The organism is Aurantiacibacter flavus (assembly GCF_039710615.1).
In the GTDB taxonomy this organism is placed as follows: domain Bacteria; phylum Pseudomonadota; class Alphaproteobacteria; order Sphingomonadales; family Sphingomonadaceae; genus Alteraurantiacibacter; species Alteraurantiacibacter flavus.
On sequence record NZ_JBDLBR010000001.1, the window covers coordinates 939,493 to 954,937 of the forward strand.

14 protein-coding genes are annotated in these 15,445 nt (G+C 63.1%); 3 read left to right on the top strand and 11 right to left on the bottom strand.

The features are described 5' to 3' along the window. Positions 1 to 27: 27 nt before the first annotated feature. Positions 28 to 1,809, bottom strand: a complete 1,782-nt coding sequence (recJ, locus tag ABDJ38_RS04410; protein ID WP_346783841.1) for a single-stranded-DNA-specific exonuclease RecJ — start codon at positions 1,807 to 1,809, stop codon at positions 28 to 30. Positions 1,810 to 1,994: 185 nt separating this feature from the next. Between recJ and ABDJ38_RS04415 the strand changes: the two genes are divergently transcribed. Both ABDJ38_RS04415 and ABDJ38_RS04420 read left to right on the top strand, forming a co-directional pair. Next, positions 1,995 to 2,783 carry a hypothetical protein gene (locus ABDJ38_RS04415; protein WP_346783842.1) on the top strand — a complete coding sequence of 263 codons (789 nt, stop codon included), beginning with the start codon at positions 1,995 to 1,997 and terminating at the stop codon, positions 2,781 to 2,783. Positions 2,784 to 2,841: 58 nt separating this feature from the next. Then, complete coding sequence (locus ABDJ38_RS04420; RefSeq protein WP_346783843.1) at positions 2,842 to 3,366, top strand: AHH domain-containing protein; 525 nt, start codon at positions 2,842 to 2,844, stop codon at positions 3,364 to 3,366. 25 nt (positions 3,367 to 3,391) lie between these two features. On the opposite strand, the gene leuA is transcribed toward ABDJ38_RS04420, so the two are convergent. The 8 genes from leuA to miaA all read right to left on the bottom strand — a co-directional run bounded on the left by leuA (position 3,392) and on the right by miaA (position 13,292). Then, positions 3,392 to 5,089: a 2-isopropylmalate synthase gene (gene leuA / locus ABDJ38_RS04425; protein WP_346783844.1), complete on the bottom strand. Its 1,698-nt coding sequence runs from the start codon at positions 5,087 to 5,089 to the stop codon at positions 3,392 to 3,394. Between the two features lie 284 nt (positions 5,090 to 5,373). Beyond that, positions 5,374 to 6,018: a YceI family protein gene (locus ABDJ38_RS04430; RefSeq protein WP_346783845.1), complete on the bottom strand. Its 645-nt coding sequence runs from the start codon at positions 6,016 to 6,018 to the stop codon at positions 5,374 to 5,376. 145 nt (positions 6,019 to 6,163) lie between these two features. Further along, entirely contained in the window at positions 6,164 to 7,585 is a 1,422-nt protein-coding gene (locus ABDJ38_RS04435) for a hypothetical protein (RefSeq protein WP_346783846.1), read from the bottom strand. Then, the gene (locus ABDJ38_RS04440) at positions 7,582 to 8,733 is read right to left on the bottom strand and encodes a glycosyltransferase (RefSeq protein WP_346783847.1); all 1,152 of its coding nucleotides are present in this window, start codon (positions 8,731 to 8,733) and stop codon (positions 7,582 to 7,584) included. Before ABDJ38_RS04440 ends, ABDJ38_RS04435 begins: the two co-directional genes overlap by 4 nt. Positions 8,734 to 8,780: 47 nt before the next feature. Beyond that, on the bottom strand, positions 8,781 to 9,800 hold the full coding sequence (ilvC, locus tag ABDJ38_RS04445) for a ketol-acid reductoisomerase (protein ID WP_346783848.1): 1,020 nt from the start codon (positions 9,798 to 9,800) through the stop codon (positions 8,781 to 8,783). Positions 9,801 to 9,943: 143 nt separating this feature from the next. Then, a complete protein-coding gene (gene ilvN, locus ABDJ38_RS04450; protein WP_346783849.1) occupies positions 9,944 to 10,459 on the bottom strand; it encodes an acetolactate synthase small subunit in 516 nt (171 codons plus the stop codon). 14 nt (positions 10,460 to 10,473) lie between these two features. Then, entirely contained in the window at positions 10,474 to 12,216 is a 1,743-nt protein-coding gene (gene ilvB, locus ABDJ38_RS04455; protein ID WP_346783850.1) for a biosynthetic-type acetolactate synthase large subunit, read from the bottom strand. A gap of 116 nt (positions 12,217 to 12,332) precedes the next feature. After that, positions 12,333 to 13,292 (bottom strand): tRNA (adenosine(37)-N6)-dimethylallyltransferase MiaA, encoded by a 960-nt coding sequence (gene miaA / locus ABDJ38_RS04460; protein WP_346783851.1) that lies wholly within the window; start codon positions 13,290 to 13,292, stop codon positions 12,333 to 12,335. Between miaA and serB the strand changes: the two genes are divergently transcribed. Beyond that, a complete protein-coding gene (gene serB, locus ABDJ38_RS04465; RefSeq protein WP_346783852.1) occupies positions 13,285 to 14,169 on the top strand; it encodes a phosphoserine phosphatase SerB in 885 nt (294 codons plus the stop codon). The genes miaA and serB overlap by 8 nt on opposite strands. Before the next feature lies 1 nt (position 14,170). Here the strand turns inward: serB and ABDJ38_RS04470 are convergent, their stop codons facing one another. After that, positions 14,171 to 14,788, bottom strand: a complete 618-nt coding sequence (locus ABDJ38_RS04470) for a twin-arginine translocation pathway signal protein (protein WP_346783853.1) — start codon at positions 14,786 to 14,788, stop codon at positions 14,171 to 14,173. Positions 14,789 to 14,873: 85 nt separating this feature from the next. Next, positions 14,874 to 15,440, bottom strand: coding sequence for a DUF1993 domain-containing protein (locus tag ABDJ38_RS04475; protein WP_346783854.1), 567 nt, complete (start codon positions 15,438 to 15,440; stop codon positions 14,874 to 14,876). Between the last annotated feature and the right edge of the window lie 5 nt (positions 15,441 to 15,445).

Consider the following 15,445-nt stretch of genomic DNA (forward strand, 5'->3'; position numbering starts at 1 on the left):
CGCAACACGGGGCAAAGACTGTGCAGATCAGTCGGCCCAGGCGGCATCTTCCAGATGCAGTTCGGCGGCGGGACGGCTGCCCCAGTCGTCGATCTTGGCGCGCCCGGCCAGATGCAGCAAGCGACCCCTCGCGCCGTGCAGAAGGGCCTGCCCCATGTCACTTTCCGCCGCGCGAAAGGCGATTGCCTTGAATGAAGCGCCGTCCTGCCCGGCAGCGATCACGCGCAGGTGATCCTTCCCGACTACGTCGGCCTTAACGAGCCGCACCGGCCCCACGGCGACGCGCGGCCCGGGCCAGCCCATGCCATATGGGCCTGCCGCTTCGAGCGAGGTAACAAGATCGGGCACCAGCCCGCCCGGAGCAACCGCGATATCGAGCAGCATGGTCTGTTCCGCACTGGCCCGGGCGACCTGCTCGGCGAGCCTTTCGTCGAGCCAGTCGGAGAAGCCTTCGAGCTTATCCCCAGCCACGGTGAAGCCTGCGGCCATTGCGTGCCCGCCACCCGCCACCAGCAGTCCTTCAGCCCGTGCGGCGATGATCGCTGCGCCGAGGTCCACGCCCTGTATCGAGCGGCCAGAGCCTTTGCCTTCTCCGGTCTCCGGGTCGATCGCCACCGCAAGGGCAGGACGCCCATGTTTTTCCTTGAGCCGCCCGGCCACGATGCCGATCACGCCGGGGTGCCATCCGTTTCCCGCCACGGTGATCACCGCGCGGTTATGTTGCGCGGAGATCTGCGTTTCGGCCTCTTCCTGTACTTCGGCCTCGATGGCGCGGCGCTCTTCGTTGAGCTGGGAAAGCTGGGCGGCGATCTGCCGTGCTTCCTCCGGGTCTTCAGTGGTCAGCAGGCGCACGCCGAGCGTTGATTCGCCCACACGCCCGCCGGCATTGATTCGCGGGCCCAGGGCAAAGCCGCAGTCGCTCGCCTGCGGGGCGGCTTTCAGGCGGCTGGCGTCGATCAACGCAGCCATTCCGATGTTTGCACGCTTGGCCATGACCTTGAGCCCCTGCGCCACGAACGCGCGGTTTAGCCCGCGAATCGCCGCCACATCGGCCACGGTGCCCAAGGCCACCAGATCGAGCAGACCCATCAGGTCGGGTTCCGGCCGGTCTTTGAAATATCCGCTGGTGCGCAAGCGGCGCACCAGCGCCACCGCGAGAACAAAAGCAACCCCGACCGCCGCCAGATGTCCGTGCGCGGCGGCCTCGTCATCCTCGTCGAGCCGGTTCGGGTTCACCAGAGCAAGGGCAAGCGGCAACTCAGGCGCGCACTTGTGATGGTCGACCACGATCACGTCGATTCCCGCATCGTGCGCCTCTGCCAGCGCATCGAAGGCCATTGCCCCGCAATCGACCGTTACGACAAGGCTCGATCCCGCGCGGCCAAGCTCGACCAACGCAGCTCCGCTCGGACCGTAGCCTTCGAGCAAGCGGTCGGGGATATAGTGCCCCGCATCCAGCCCCAACTGGCGCAGCAGACGGATCAGCAGAGCGGAACTGGTAGCCCCATCGACATCATAGTCACCGTAGATCGTCACCTGTTCCTGTGCGATCACTGCCTCGGCCAAACGCTCTGCCGCGCGGTCCATGTCGCGAAAGATCGAGGGATCTGGCAGGAAGCCGCGCAGACTTGGTTGGCGATGCCGGTCGAGGTCGTCTGGAGCCACACCGCGCGAAAGCAGCAACTGGGTGACAATGTCGTTGCTCAGAGCTTCGGCAGGGGAGGCAAGGGCCATATTGCCGCCCCGCCACAGCCAGCGTTTGCCGGACAACGACCGATCGACCCCAAGGACAGTAGTGTGGTTGTACATTTTCGCGGGGCTAGGCCATGCGGAAACTATGGGAAAGAGGATCCGCTCCCTCGTCTACATATTCTCACAGAGCAGCGTATGCTAAAGTTTGTGAACCCTAACATTGTATCTGTCATATTGGCTGTGCTCCGGAATTCAGGAGCGAGGTTCGCCCTTGCCCACATCGCGGGGCGGGAAGCGAGCCTGTGGATTGGGAGATCAAGGCTATCGTCAGCGTCGAAGGCCGGGACTTTCGGGAAGACCGATCTGCCGTCTCGCTCATCTTCGATGCGGGCGGAAGGCCAGATATATCCGCGATCGCCACGATCGCAGCGAGCAACGGGAATTTCTCGCTGAACTCCAACCCTCCGGGAATTTCCCTCGGCGCGAAAGGATGGGTTGAACTGCTCGTCAATGGCCTGACTTTCGACGTGACCGGTCTTCGTCCGGGTCCAGGAGACGCGCAGCCCGAACAAAAGCATCTCTTCGGACTGACAGGGACATCGGACTTCGCCGCCTGCGAGACCGTAACCATCAGACCCGGCACCCATCTGTCTGGTGGGAGAACCATGTTTCCGGTGCTGCGAAGCCTCGCATTGGTTGCCGCCCTGCTTTCTGATCTGCCGCAGCTGCGCGCAATCGCCTGGCATCCCGCCCGTTCATGGAGCGAACCGGGCTACTTTCGTTCGATTGTATTTCGCTGGATTGAGGGCGGGGTCTTTCCCGGCCTGGGGCTCACAGCCGTCACGCCCACCGAGGAAGGCGGATTGATGAGCGAAGGGTTGGCGACCTTCTCCGGGCAAGAGCTGGTGCTCTCACCCGAACTCGCGCGTGATCGGGCCGAGGGCACCAAGCTGGCGCTGCGTCTGATAAACTGGCTGACCGAGAACGGCAGGATAGACGAGGGTACGTCGATCATGGGGCCCTCGGGCGAAACGCTGCATCTCGTGCCTGACGCCAATCAGCAATTTGTTAAGGTGACTGCGTCTTTCTGACCATGTGGGAACGGGTCGCAATACGAGCGCAGCCGCTGCGGCTGGCGCTTGCCGCGCTGTGCAAGCAACAGCGCGGCGCAAATTGCCGTTCCGTTCGGTCAATCGGCGCGACGCTCCCGGATTCCAGCCCGAAATGCAGCGCCACCACCTGCTGCCGCGACAATTGTTCTTCAAGCCTTGCTTTGCCAAACTGATCGAGGCGGTTGGGAACGACCGGCTCGGTTATGACGACTTTCGGCGCAACGGGTTGCTCCTCCCCGCTACCGAGGATGCCGCCTTCAGCGCGTGTTTGCCTCTCCATCGCGGGCCGCACCGAGCCTACAACGAGTTGGTGATGGAGCGGTTCGGGCAGATCGAAGCGCGCTGGTCGCGCCTACACAGACACGCGCCTGAAGCTGCGCTCGGCGAAGCGTTGATGCGGCTCGATTTGCTGCGCAACGCGCTCCGGAATAAACTGCTCAATGTTGGCACGCGACCGTACCGCCTCAATCGACACGACCCGCTGGGCAAAGGGCTGGACTTTGCCGAACTCGATGCGATGGCCGATGCCCTGTGGGCGAGCAGCAACTGGACGCGGCACTGACTCGCCGCATCCAGCGCTAATGCTCTTAGGCCTTACCCATTCCTGGCCCGTGGTGCGCAGAGTTTGCCGCCGAGAGGATCGCACGCACGCTGGCGGTCGCAACGTCCTCGTCGATGCCCACACCCCAGACGATGCGCCCATCAGGCAGGGCACATTCGAGATAGGCCGCCGCCCGCGCATCGCTGCCCTTGCCCATGGCATGTTCGGTATAGTCGAGCACATCCAGCTCAAGGCCATAGGCGTCGCGGATTGTGGCAAGCACTGAAGAGACCAGCCCCTTACCGCGCCCGGAAACGCGCTGCGGCTCGCCATCGACCTCGACCGTGCCGGTGAAGATGCGCGTGCCGTCGCCAGCGCGGCTTTCCTCGTAATCAACCAGACGGAAGTGACGCGGCTCAACCTTCACGTAGTAGGCCTTGCGGAAGCAGGTCCAGATGTCCTCCGCATTCAGTTCGCGGCCGAGTTCGTCGGCCATCTGCTGCACGTGCTTGGAGAAATCGGCCTGGAGGCGCTTGGGCAGTTTCAGCCCCTGACCCTGTTCGAGCACCCAGGCAAAGCCGCCTTTGCCGCTCTGCGAATTAACGCGGATCACCGCTTCATAACTGCGACCGAGGTCGGCGGGGTCGATCGGCAGATAGGGCACGCGCCACAATTCGTTATTCTGGGTCGAATGGGCTTCGAAGCCCTTCTTGATTGCGTCCTGATGGCTGCCCGAGAAGGCTGTGAACACCAGCTCGCCGCCATAGGGGTGGCGCGGGTGGACCGGGAGTTGGTTGCAGTACTCAACCGTCTCAATGACCTTGTCGATGTCCGAAAAGTCGAGCCCCGGATCGACGCCTTGCGTGTACATGTTCATCGCCACGGTCACGAGGCAGCAGTTCCCGGTGCGCTCGCCGTTGCCGAACAGGCAGCCCTCGACGCGGTCGGCGCCGGCCATCATGCCCAGCTCCGCCGCAGCGACGCCGGTACCGCGGTCGTTGTGCGTGTGGAGCGAGATTACCGCCGCCTCGCGGTTGGGCAGGTTGCGGCAGAAATACTCGATCTGATCGGCATAAATGTTGGGCGTCGCCGCCTCGACCGTTGCTGGCAGGTTGAGGATGATCGGCCAGTCCTTGGTCGGGCCGACGATCTTCATCACAGCCTCGCAGACCTCAAGGCTGAAATCGAGTTCGGCGGTCGAGAAGGTCTCCGGCGAATACTGGAAGTGCCACTTCGTATCGGGCTGCTTCGCCGCCTCGTCGACGAGCAACTGCGCGCCTTTGATCGCGATGGCCTTCACGTCTTCGCGGCTCATCCGGAACACGATGTCGCGCCAGGCGGGGCTCACCGCGTTGTAGAGATGGACAATCGCCTCGCGCGCGCCCCGCAAGCTCTCGAAGCTGCGGCGGATCAGGTCTTCGCGGCTCTGCGTGAGGACCTGGATCACCACATCCTCGGGGATGCGATCTGCCTTGATGAGGCCGGTGATGAAGTCGAACTCGGTCGCCCCGGCAGCGGGGAAGCCGACCTCGATCTCCTTCACGCCGACTTCGCACAGGAGGTCGAAGAAGCGGTTTTTCTTCACCGCATCCATCGGGTCGATGATCGACTGGTTGCCATCGCGCAGATCGGTGCTGAGCCAACGCGGTGGCGTGGTGATCGTGCGGCCGGGCCACTGGCGGTCGGCCAAGGGCACCTGCGGAAAGGGCTGGTATTTGCGGGACGGATCTTTGAGCATCGGCATGATGGAGTTGCCTTATCGCCTGACGCGCGCACGGCAAGACCGCGCGCTGCTGTTTCTTTACGAAGCTGGAAGGGCCCTTAGGCGGGTTCCTGCCACGCGGGCAGGACAAATGGCGCGCCTAAGGGCGCGTAAGTCGAAGCAGCGAAAGAAGCTCGCGGGTGCTCATAGAAGCATCATATGCGGGCAGGAGCGCCGAATGTCCAGCCCCGCCGCCATGTCGCCAAACGCAAGAAGCGCGCGAGGTATGGCCCCGCGCGCTCCTGCTGTGGGTTCTGAAGTAAAGCTTACTTCTCGAAGGCAACCGAGATTTCGAGTTCGACCTCGTCGCTGATGCCGAAGGGGATACCCCATGCGAGGTTCCAGTCCGACCGCTTGATGGTGGTCGTGCCGTGGAAGCCGAGCGTTGTCTTCTGGCTCATGGCGTTCGTGCCCATGCCGGAAAGCTCGGCCTGAATGGTCACAGGCTTGGTCACACCGTTGAAGGTGAGATCGCCCATGATGTGCGCAGTGGTGTCGCCGGTCTTGTGGACGGCGGTCGACACGAAGCGGGCAGCCTCAGGTTCAGGGCCGAAGAAGTCGGGATCGCCGCCGTCCTTGCCGGGGCGCAGCAGGTGGTCTTTCAGGCCTTCGCTCGGCACGGTGACCGCAGCAATCGGAATGGTCACGTCGAGCGCGGCGGCTTCGACATTGGCCGGATCGATCGAAAGCGTGCCTTCAACGTCGCCGAAAATGCCGAAATAGTCATTGAAGCCGAGGTGGCTGACTTCCCATACGACCAGCGAGTGTGAAGGGTCGGTGGCATAGTCGCCCGACTCGACGGCAGCGAGGTCGATAGCGCCCGGGGCGGGCGCGCCCTGTGCGTTGAGGCTGCCGATGGCAACAGTGGCGAGGCCTGCGGCGGCTAAGGTGGCGAGGATGGTCTTGCGCATTCGAGATCTCCCGTTCGAAAAAGCTTAGTTAATTGATAGAGTCAAATTGAGGCATGTCGAGGTTCAATGTGAAGGCGGCGGCGCACCTTGTCCACTGCGAACTCGCGAATAGGTCGCATTCTTAGATGAATACATCACGCTCGCGTCAGTCCCGAAGACGGTAGACAAGGCGGTAGCGGCCGGGTCCGGTTTGAAGGCTTAGCGCCAGTTCGTAATGCTTGGCCAGTTCGCGCTCGACGATGGCGCGGGTTACGCGGTTGCCTCGGCTGTAGGCGGGCAGGTCGGTGACCACTGCATCGGGTCGGGCGGCAAAAATGCGCTCGACTTCGAGGCGGCTGTTTACGCCCAGCGCTTCGGCCTCGTTGGCCATGTTGAGTGAGCCGGGGAAGGCAAAGGGAGTTGGCAGGCAACTGCCCGACAGCCGATAGAGCGCGGGAAAGCCATCGTGGACATAGAGGCAGCCCGGCACCTCTCCGATGGCTTCCACCATCGCCATTGCTTCGGTGCGCCCGCCCTTGGTCTCTTCATAGTGGTAGAGCAGGTACTGTCCGGCGACAGCGCCAAGCGCGAGCAGGGCGATGCCAGTCTTGCGCCAGCGCACGAAGGCGGGCGCGAGCACCACGAACAGCGGAGCGAACAGGGGGATGAAATAGTGCGGGCTGTAAGCGCCGACGAGCAGAATCGCCGCCAATGCCACGGCCAACCATTGCCATTCGAAGCGCCGCTCGCGCAGGTCCGTCCGCTTCAGTGTCGCAAGCAACAGGAGCGCGGGCAAAAGCACGATCGCCGCGCTTCCCAGCAGATCCTCGCCCATGACTGACAGCTCGTCGGGCACGCGCAGGAATTGCGATTGGAAATTGGCAAAGGCGAATGCGTCGAATGCGCCGATATGCCAGTAGATCGCAATTGCCGCGAGCGTCGGCAGCATGGCCAACAAGGCCCAAACTGCAGCCCACTCACCAATCCGTCTGACACACCAACCTCGGCGATGAGCAAGCGCAAGAAGCCATAGTCCGAAGAACAGCCCCTCGAGGCCCGCAGTATACTTGATCTGGATCGCCAGCCCCACCAGCGCCATCGCGGCAGCCCCGTCGCCAGCGAGGTGTGGCCCGCGCCGATGCACGAGGAAGGCCGCACCTGCAACCAGCGGAGTGTAAAGCACCGAAGCTTGGGTGCCTTCGCCTTGCGCAAGGTTGAGCCAGATAACGTAAGCCAGCCCGCCCATGAACGCGGCCCTGCCGTCCGCTCCGGCGCGTCGGGCCATGCGACGAATAAACTCGGCAGTGGCAACGACCGCCACAAGACCGCCGATCTGGCTCGCCAGCAGACCGTCACCGCCGAACAGCTGCCCGATCCAAACGAACGCCGCAAAGAGAGAGAACAGGCCGACCGGCTTGCGGTCCCAGATGTCGACATAGGGGAGGGCGCCATCGAGCATGCGGTCGCCCACCAGCAGATAATACTGCTCGTCGAACTCGATCACTGGATTGCCGAATGTCTGCGCACGCAGGATCGCCGCCGCGATCAGAAGCCACAGGACGGGCGGAACGCGGCGCATAGCGTTCATGTCTGGTGCTGCTCTTCCACGAGCGAATCGAAGGCGGCGAGGTATGCTTCTGCTGCGTTTGACAGACAGTGCCCTCTAATCGCTTGCGCGATGACCTCTGCGGTGGGGAAGGGCCGGGCCGCACGCTCCAGCACCGCCTGAGCAAGATGCGCCGCATCATGAGCGGCGACCAGCGTCCCAAGCGAAGGATCACGCGCAACGATGTCCGCGAGCCACGGGGTGCATGGGGTTGCCACAAAGGGCACTCCGGCCACCAGCGCTTCGCCGATTACTGCGGGAACGCCCTCGTAGCGCGAGGTCATCAGCAACATGTCCGCCTGCCGAAAGAAGGGCACGGGGTTAGACACATGACCTTGGAGAGTGACGTGATCCTCAAGCCCGAGCCGAACCACTTCGTGGCGCATGCGTGATTCCATGGCTCCGCCGCCGATCATTGTCAGCGCGAAGGGAACACCCATATCGCGCAGCTTCGTGGCCGTGGCGAGCGCCAGCAGCGGATTCTTCTGCGGCTCAAGCCGACCGACAAATAACAAGGATAGCGGAGAGCGGGGCTGCCCATCGCGGGCAATGATGAGCGCGTCATCATCGAGAAAGGGGTCCGGAATTGCGATGGTCCGTGGTGTCGGGACGAGTTGCGCCAGTTCATCACGCAAGCCGAGGGACATGGCCACCAGCTTGTCCACTCCGCCAGACCACCAGTTCGCGAGCGCGTGCGCGATCCGGCCTGTTCCCAGCTGGTCAGGGACCAGCGGATTGCTGACCTTACCGACAATCGGCACCTGCGGCATCACGTGCTTGAGCGCACGCGCGACGGCGAAATGGAAATTGCCGATCAGAAACACGGCATTGGGCGCGAGCGCCTTGGCTGGCCCCGCCATGGCCGCGCCCAAGCGCATGCGCGAGAAGGTGCTGCGCGGTACCGGCTCTGCCAGCACCTCGATCCCGACACCGCCCGGTACCTGCGCACGCATCGGTCCGTCGCTCGCACCCGCCAGCACGGTGACACGCCGCCCCCGGCGGACCCATTCGCCCGCCAGACGAAAGGCGATCCGCTCCGTCCCGCCAAGCGAGAAGTCGTGGATCGGGATCAGGATGTGCCGTGCGCTTGCCTCGCCCATATCCCGCTCGAACACGAAAAAGCGCGCCATGGGAAGGCCATGGCGCGCTTTTTGCGATTCCGTTTATGCGATCAGGTTCAGTTCTTTTCCTGGTCGACCAGCTTGTTCTTGCCGATCCACGGCATCATCGCGCGCAGCTTGGCGCCGGTCTGCTCGATCGGGTGGGCTTCGGCAGCCTTGCGGCTTGCCTTCAGCTCGGGCTGGCCAGCACGGTTGTCGAGCACGAAGTTCTTCACGAAGCGGCCCGACTGGATGTCGGCGAGGACGCGCTTCATCTCGGCCTTGGTCTCTTCGGTGATGATGCGCGGGCCGGTCACGATATCGCCATATTCGGCGGTGTTCGAGATCGAGTAGCGCATGTTGGCGATGCCACCTTCATAGAGCAGGTCGACGATCAGCTTGGTCTCGTGCAGGCACTCGAAATAGGCCATCTCGGGGGCATAGCCCGCTTCGGTCAGCGTCTCGAACCCGGCCTGGATCAGGTGGGTGATGCCGCCGCAAAGCACGGCCTGCTCGCCGAACAGGTCGGTTTCGCATTCTTCCTTGAAGTTGGTCTCGATGATGCCCGAGCGGCCACCGCCAACGCCCGAGGCATAGGCGAGCGCCACATCGTGCGCATTGCCCGAAGCGTCCTGGTGGACCGCGATCAGGCACGGCACGCCGCCGCCCTTCTGATATTCGCCGCGCACCGTGTGGCCGGGGCCCTTGGGCGCGATCATGATCACGTCGATGTCACTCGGCGCTTCGATCAGGCCAAAGTGGATGTTCAGGCCATGTGCGAAAGCGAGCGCGGCACCGGGCTTCATGTTGCCCTTGAGGTCGTTGTCCCAGATCGCGGCCTGATGTTCGTCGGGCGCGAGGATCATGAGGATATCGGCCCAGCCGGCAGCTTCGCTGTTCGACAGTACCTTGAACCCGGCGCCTTCAGCCTTCTTGGCCGAGGCCGAGCCGGGGCGCAGCGCGATGGCGACGTTCTTGCAGCCCGAATCGCGCAGGTTCTGCGCATGGGCGTGGCCCTGCGAACCATAGCCGAGGATGGCGATATTCTTGTCTGCGATCAGGTTCAGGTCGCAATCGGCGTCGTAATAGACTTTCATCTCGTCTTTCCTGCTTATCTTATGGAGTCGCTCTGCGGGAAATGCGCTGAGCGCGCGACTCGGAAAAAAGTGCCCCTAGCGGCAATGCCCCCCGTTCGGGAACGGGAAATATAGTTTCATTGTAACGACCGGACGTCCGGCGCTCAGACGCCTTCGCTCCCGCGCATCATCCCAACCACACCCGTGCGGCCAACCTCGACCAGTCCCAGCTCGCGCATCAGCGAGATGAAGCTGTCAATCTTGTCAGGTGGCCCGGTGATCTCGAAAACGAAGCTTTCGGTCGTCGTGTCGACCGGGCGGGCGCGGAAGATATCGGCCAGGCGCAGGGCCTCGACGCGCTTCTCGCCCGTTCCCTTGACCTTCACCAGCGCCAGCTCGCGCTCCACATGCGGGCCTGCCGCAGTAAGATCGACGACCTTGTGCACGGGCACCAGCCGTTCGAGCTGGGCCTCGATCTGGTCGATCACCTGCGGCGGACCGTTGGTGACGATGGTGATGCGGCTGATAGCGTGGTCGTTCGAAATATCGGCCACGGTCAGGCTGTCGATGTTGTAGCCGCGGGCGGTGAACAGGCCGGCGATCTTGGCGAGGATACCCGCCTCGTTGTCGACCATGATGGCGAGCACGTGCCGCTCGGATTCGCGATGGTTGATCTTCATAGTCTGCGCGCCTCTTAGACCAGTGCCTTGGCTTCGTCTTCCATGGTGCCGGCCACCATGTCGCCATAGAGCAGCATTTCGGTGTGTGCCGCGCCGCTCGGGATCATCGGGAAGCAGTTGGCTTCCTTCGACACCAGGCAGTCGACCATCACCGGGCCATCATGCTCCAGCATGGCCTTGATACCGGCGTCGAGTTCGCTCTCATCATGAATGCGAATGCCCTTCCAGCCATAGGCTTCGGCCAGCGCGACGAAATCGGGCAGGCTGTCGGAATAGCTGTTCGAATAGCGGCTCTCGTAGGTCAGTTCCTGCCACTGGCGGACCATGCCCATATATTCGTTGTTGAGGATGAACACCTTGATCGGCAGGCGGAACTGGCTCGCCGTGCCCATCTCCTGAATGTTCATCTGGATCGAGGCTTCGCCCGCAATGTCGATCACGAGGCTGTCGGGATTGCCGAGCTGCGCGCCGATAGCGGCAGGCATCCCATAGCCCATGGTGCCAAGCCCGCCCGAGGTGAGCCACTTGTTAGGCCCCTGAAAGCCGAAGTACTGCGCGGCCCACATCTGATGCTGGCCGACCTCGGTGGTGATGATCGGGTCCTGCTCTTTCGTAAGAGCATAGAGCCGCTCGACCGCGAGCTGCGGCATGATCTCGTCAGCCTTGGCCGGGTAGGAGAGGCTTTCACGCGCTTTCCATCCGGTGATGCGCGCCTTCCACTCGGCAAGATCGGCGGCCTTGCGATTGCCCCAGGCTGCGATCATCTGTTCGAGGACGTGTGCACAGTCGCCCACGATCCCGAGATCGACCGGCACGATCTTGTTGATGCTGGCCCGGTCGATATCGATGTGGATTTTCTTCGAACCCGGCGAGAAGGCATCGAGGCGACCGGTCACCCGGTCGTCGAACCGCGCGCCTAGGTTGATCATTACGTCGCACTGATTCATCGCCATGTTGGCTTCATAGGTGCCGTGCATCCCCAGCATCCCGAGCCAGTCGGCATGATCGGCAGGAAAAGCGCCAAGCCCCATCAGCGTAGATGTGACCGGCGCGCCGGTAAGCGCCTGGAACTGGCGCAGCAGCTCGCTGGCGCGCGGACCCGCGTTGATCACACCGCCCCCCGTGTAGAACACCGGTTTTTCGGCATTGGCGATCAGCTCGATGGCCTCGGCAATTTCGTCCGCCGGGGCGATCAGTTGCGGCTGATAGCGCTTTGGACGCTGCGGCGCAGTGTCCTCGAGGCGCGCGGTGGCGATCTGGACGTTCTTGGGAATGTCGATCACGACCGGGCCGGGACGGCCGGTGGTGGCGATCTCGAAGGCTTCGTCAACCGCCGCAGCAAGCTGCTCGGGATCTTTGACCAGATAGTTGTGCTTGGTGCAGTGGCGCGTCAGGCCGACGGTGTCCGCCTCCTGGAAAGCATCGGTGCCGATCAGGTTCGTCGGAACCTGCCCGGTGATGACGACCAGAGGAATGGAATCGAGGAAGGCATCGGCGATACCGGTAATCGCGTTGGTCGCGCCGGGACCGGAGGTGACCAGCACGACGCCGGGCTTGCCGGTGCTACGGGCATAGCCTTCGGCTGCATGGGCCGCGCCGGCTTCGTGACGGACCAGAATGTGGCGGATGCGCTCGTCGGCGAACAGCTCGTCGTAGATCGGCAACACGGCGCCGCCGGGATAGCCGAACACATATTCGACCCCATGCCGCACCAATGTCTCGATCAATATCGCAGCGCCACTGCGTTCGTCTGCCACGTGAAATTCCTTTCTCGCTTCGGGAAATGATTGGCCCGGCATGATCGCTCATGCCGGGCCGTTCCTCTCCGAATTCCTGCAGCGGCTCTATGAGACATTAAATGTCATGTCAACCCTTATCTTAGTAATAAACTTTCAAAATGGATCGCGAGATCGATATTTTCGGGCGAGGCGCGTTTCCATTCGTCTGGCAGCTGGTTGCGAAGCCATGTATATTGCCGCTTGGCATAGTTTCGGGTGGCGCGCTGACCCGAGATGATCGCATCGGCCATCGACAGCCGCCCGCGCAGGACTTCGCCCATTTCCTGCACACCGATGGCGCGCATTACCGGCAGGTTGTCGTCGAGCCTGCGAGCAAAGAGCGTCTCCACCTCCTCAAGCGCACCGGCTTCGACCATCGCGGCAAAGCGCTGGTCGCATCGCTCGAACAGCGCCTCGCGTTCGGGGAGCAGGACCAACGGAGCAAGCGTGACCCGGTCGGCGATCCCGCCTTCGAGGTGTTGCTGCCATTCGAGCATCGAACGCCCGGTCGCGCGCACCACTTCCAGCGCGCGGGCGACCCGCTGGCTGTCACCGGCGTTTAGTTCGGCGGCGCGGGCGGGGTCTTCGTCCTGCAAGGCTGCATAGGCCTCGGCCACGGGCAAGGCGCGCACCTGCTCGCGCACGGCGGGATCGATGGCTGGGATCGGCGCGATTCCTTCCAGCAGGGTGCGGATATAGAGACCCGTCCCGCCGACAAGGATCGGTACCGCGCCCGCGTCATGCGCGGCGAAGACCTCTCGCTTAGCGGCCTCGGCCCAGTCCGCCGCCGAACAAGCCTGTGCGCCGTCCCATGAACCGAACAGCAGGTGGGGAACGCCCTGCATCTCGGCCTCTGTCGGGCGGGCACTGATAATTGAAAGATCGGCATAGACCTGCGCGCTGTCGGCATTGATCACGCGCGCCTCGCGCCCACGCTCCTGCAAGGCAAGCGCAAGCCGCACGGCCAGATCACTCTTGCCGCTGGCGGTTGGCCCTGCAATGAGCGCCAGCGCGTTTTGTGGCGCCCTTTCCGATGGAGTTTCCTTAGTGCTCATTGCCCGCCTGATAGCAGACCCCGCGAAGCTGCAAACCGGCCTCGACGCCGCGCTTGCCGAATTGAAAGCAAAGGGCTTGCCTGCCGCCTGCGCCGAGTTGCTCGATGCCAATTCCCGCGTGTTGCAGATCGAGTGCCCCGGTGATGATATGGCCACGCTGCGCGCCGTGATCGACAGTCACTTCGGCCAAACCGACGGCCTGATCGCGCGCGACGAGATCGCCGTGCCGCACTTGTTCGTGTCGGACATGGATTCGACCATGATCGGGCAGGAATGCATCGACGAACTGGCCGATTTCGCGGGCCTTAAAGAGAAGATTGCCGACATCACCGAACGCGCAATGCAGGGCGAGCTCGACTTCCGCAGCGCACTGCGTGAGCGGGTCGCGCTGCTGACCGGGCTTGATGAGGCCGCGATCCAGCAGTGTCTCGACGAGCGCATCCGCCCCAACGACGGCGCGCGGGTGCTGGTCGAGACGCTCAAGTCGCGCGGCTGCCGGACCGCGCTTGTGACCGGCGGTTTTCACCACTTCGCCGATGTTGTGGCGGATCAGATCGGGTTCGAGCGTGTGGTCGGCAACCGGCTGGAAGTTGCTGATGGGAAGCTCACTGGTGGACTGGTCGGCGACATCTGCGATAGCTCGACCAAGCAGGCGGTGCTCGAAGAAGAACTGGCCAAGCTGGGCGACGGCGCGATCAGCATGGCGGCGGGCGATGGCGCGAACGACATTCCGATGCTCGAAGCCTCGTCCTACGGGATCGCCTACCGCGCCAAGCCCAAGGCCCGCGCTGCCGCTAATGGATGGGTGGAGCAGGGCGACCTGACCGCCTTGCTCGAACTGCTCGAAATTCCGCGTGAGGAGTGGTTGGGCGGTTAGGTTAACTGGCTGCTTCGGCGGTCAACGCATCCCACTCGTCCCAGTCGATCTCTCGCCCGGGATAGGCGACCTTCGCAAACGGCCATTCCTGCGCGACCCAGTCGCGCACCCAGCGATAGAGTCCAGCGTCGAACCCCGCATCGTACTGCGCCTTGGTGACCCAGAGCATGACCACTGCATCGTAACGATCGACGGGACTAGGGCGGACATAGACACTGCCCAGTTCGTGCTGCCCGTCGGGCGTAAGCACGCCGTAGGCAAAGCTCTTACGGGCGGCGAAGCGGGCCGCCTCGGTCTCCATATCGACCATCGAATCTGCCAGCGTCAGCCCGGTATGGGGCCAGCCAGTGCTGCGGGTGAAGGTCTGCTGGAGGTGCTCGATCGAGGACATGTAGGCAGCGTAGTCCTGCTCCACCACGTCGGGCCCGAGCGGCACGAGCTTGAAGCCCGGCGCCTCGACCAAGGTGGGCGGATCGAAATCGGCGGGAATGAAGGTGGAGGCCGGGGCGGCAGCGACCTCTGTATCGGCCGCTTCGTTCGCGACACATACAGCCGAAACACACAGGCCGAGCGCCGCGACCGACAGCCCCAACGTCTTACTCGCTTGCCACTTACGCATGGAACTACCCACCTGATATTACCAATCCAAGGCTATGTAATATCAGGTGGGTGGCTGGCTGCAAGCTAGAAGGCCAAACCTGATCTCAGGCTGTCGGCATGGACCCCGGCCGCACATATTGGAACATATGCGCGACATAGTCGGCCTTGCCGAGATCGACGCCCCCCGCGCGCAAGATCGCATAGGCGATCATGATGTGAAAATAGAACTGCCCCAGCGCCCAGTCGCGCGCATATTGCGCGGCAGTGAGGTCGAACACGATACCCATCGGCAGCGCATGTTCGAGCGGACGGTCCTCATCGCCAGCAGGCATATCCTCGGCAAGCTTACGTACCTCGGCCAGCACCTGCTCGATCCGTGCGCACGCATCAGCAATGGTGCCGGGCTGCTCGCCTGCATTGCGCCCTTCAGTCAGAAGTTCGTCAACCAGCGGCGGGAGATCCTCGCCGCGCAGCCGATGCATCCCTTCCAGCGCCTGCACGCAGGAGAAGCGAACCTGCGTCGCCAGCGGCAACATGTCATCGGCCAACCGCTTCGATAGCAGCGTCTCGGTTTCGGCCTCAGGAAGTTGCTGGACCGCCTTGCCCAACCACGCCGACAAAGCGCCAAGCATTTGAAGATAGGTCGGCACGAGAATGTCGGCGAGTTGCATGACGG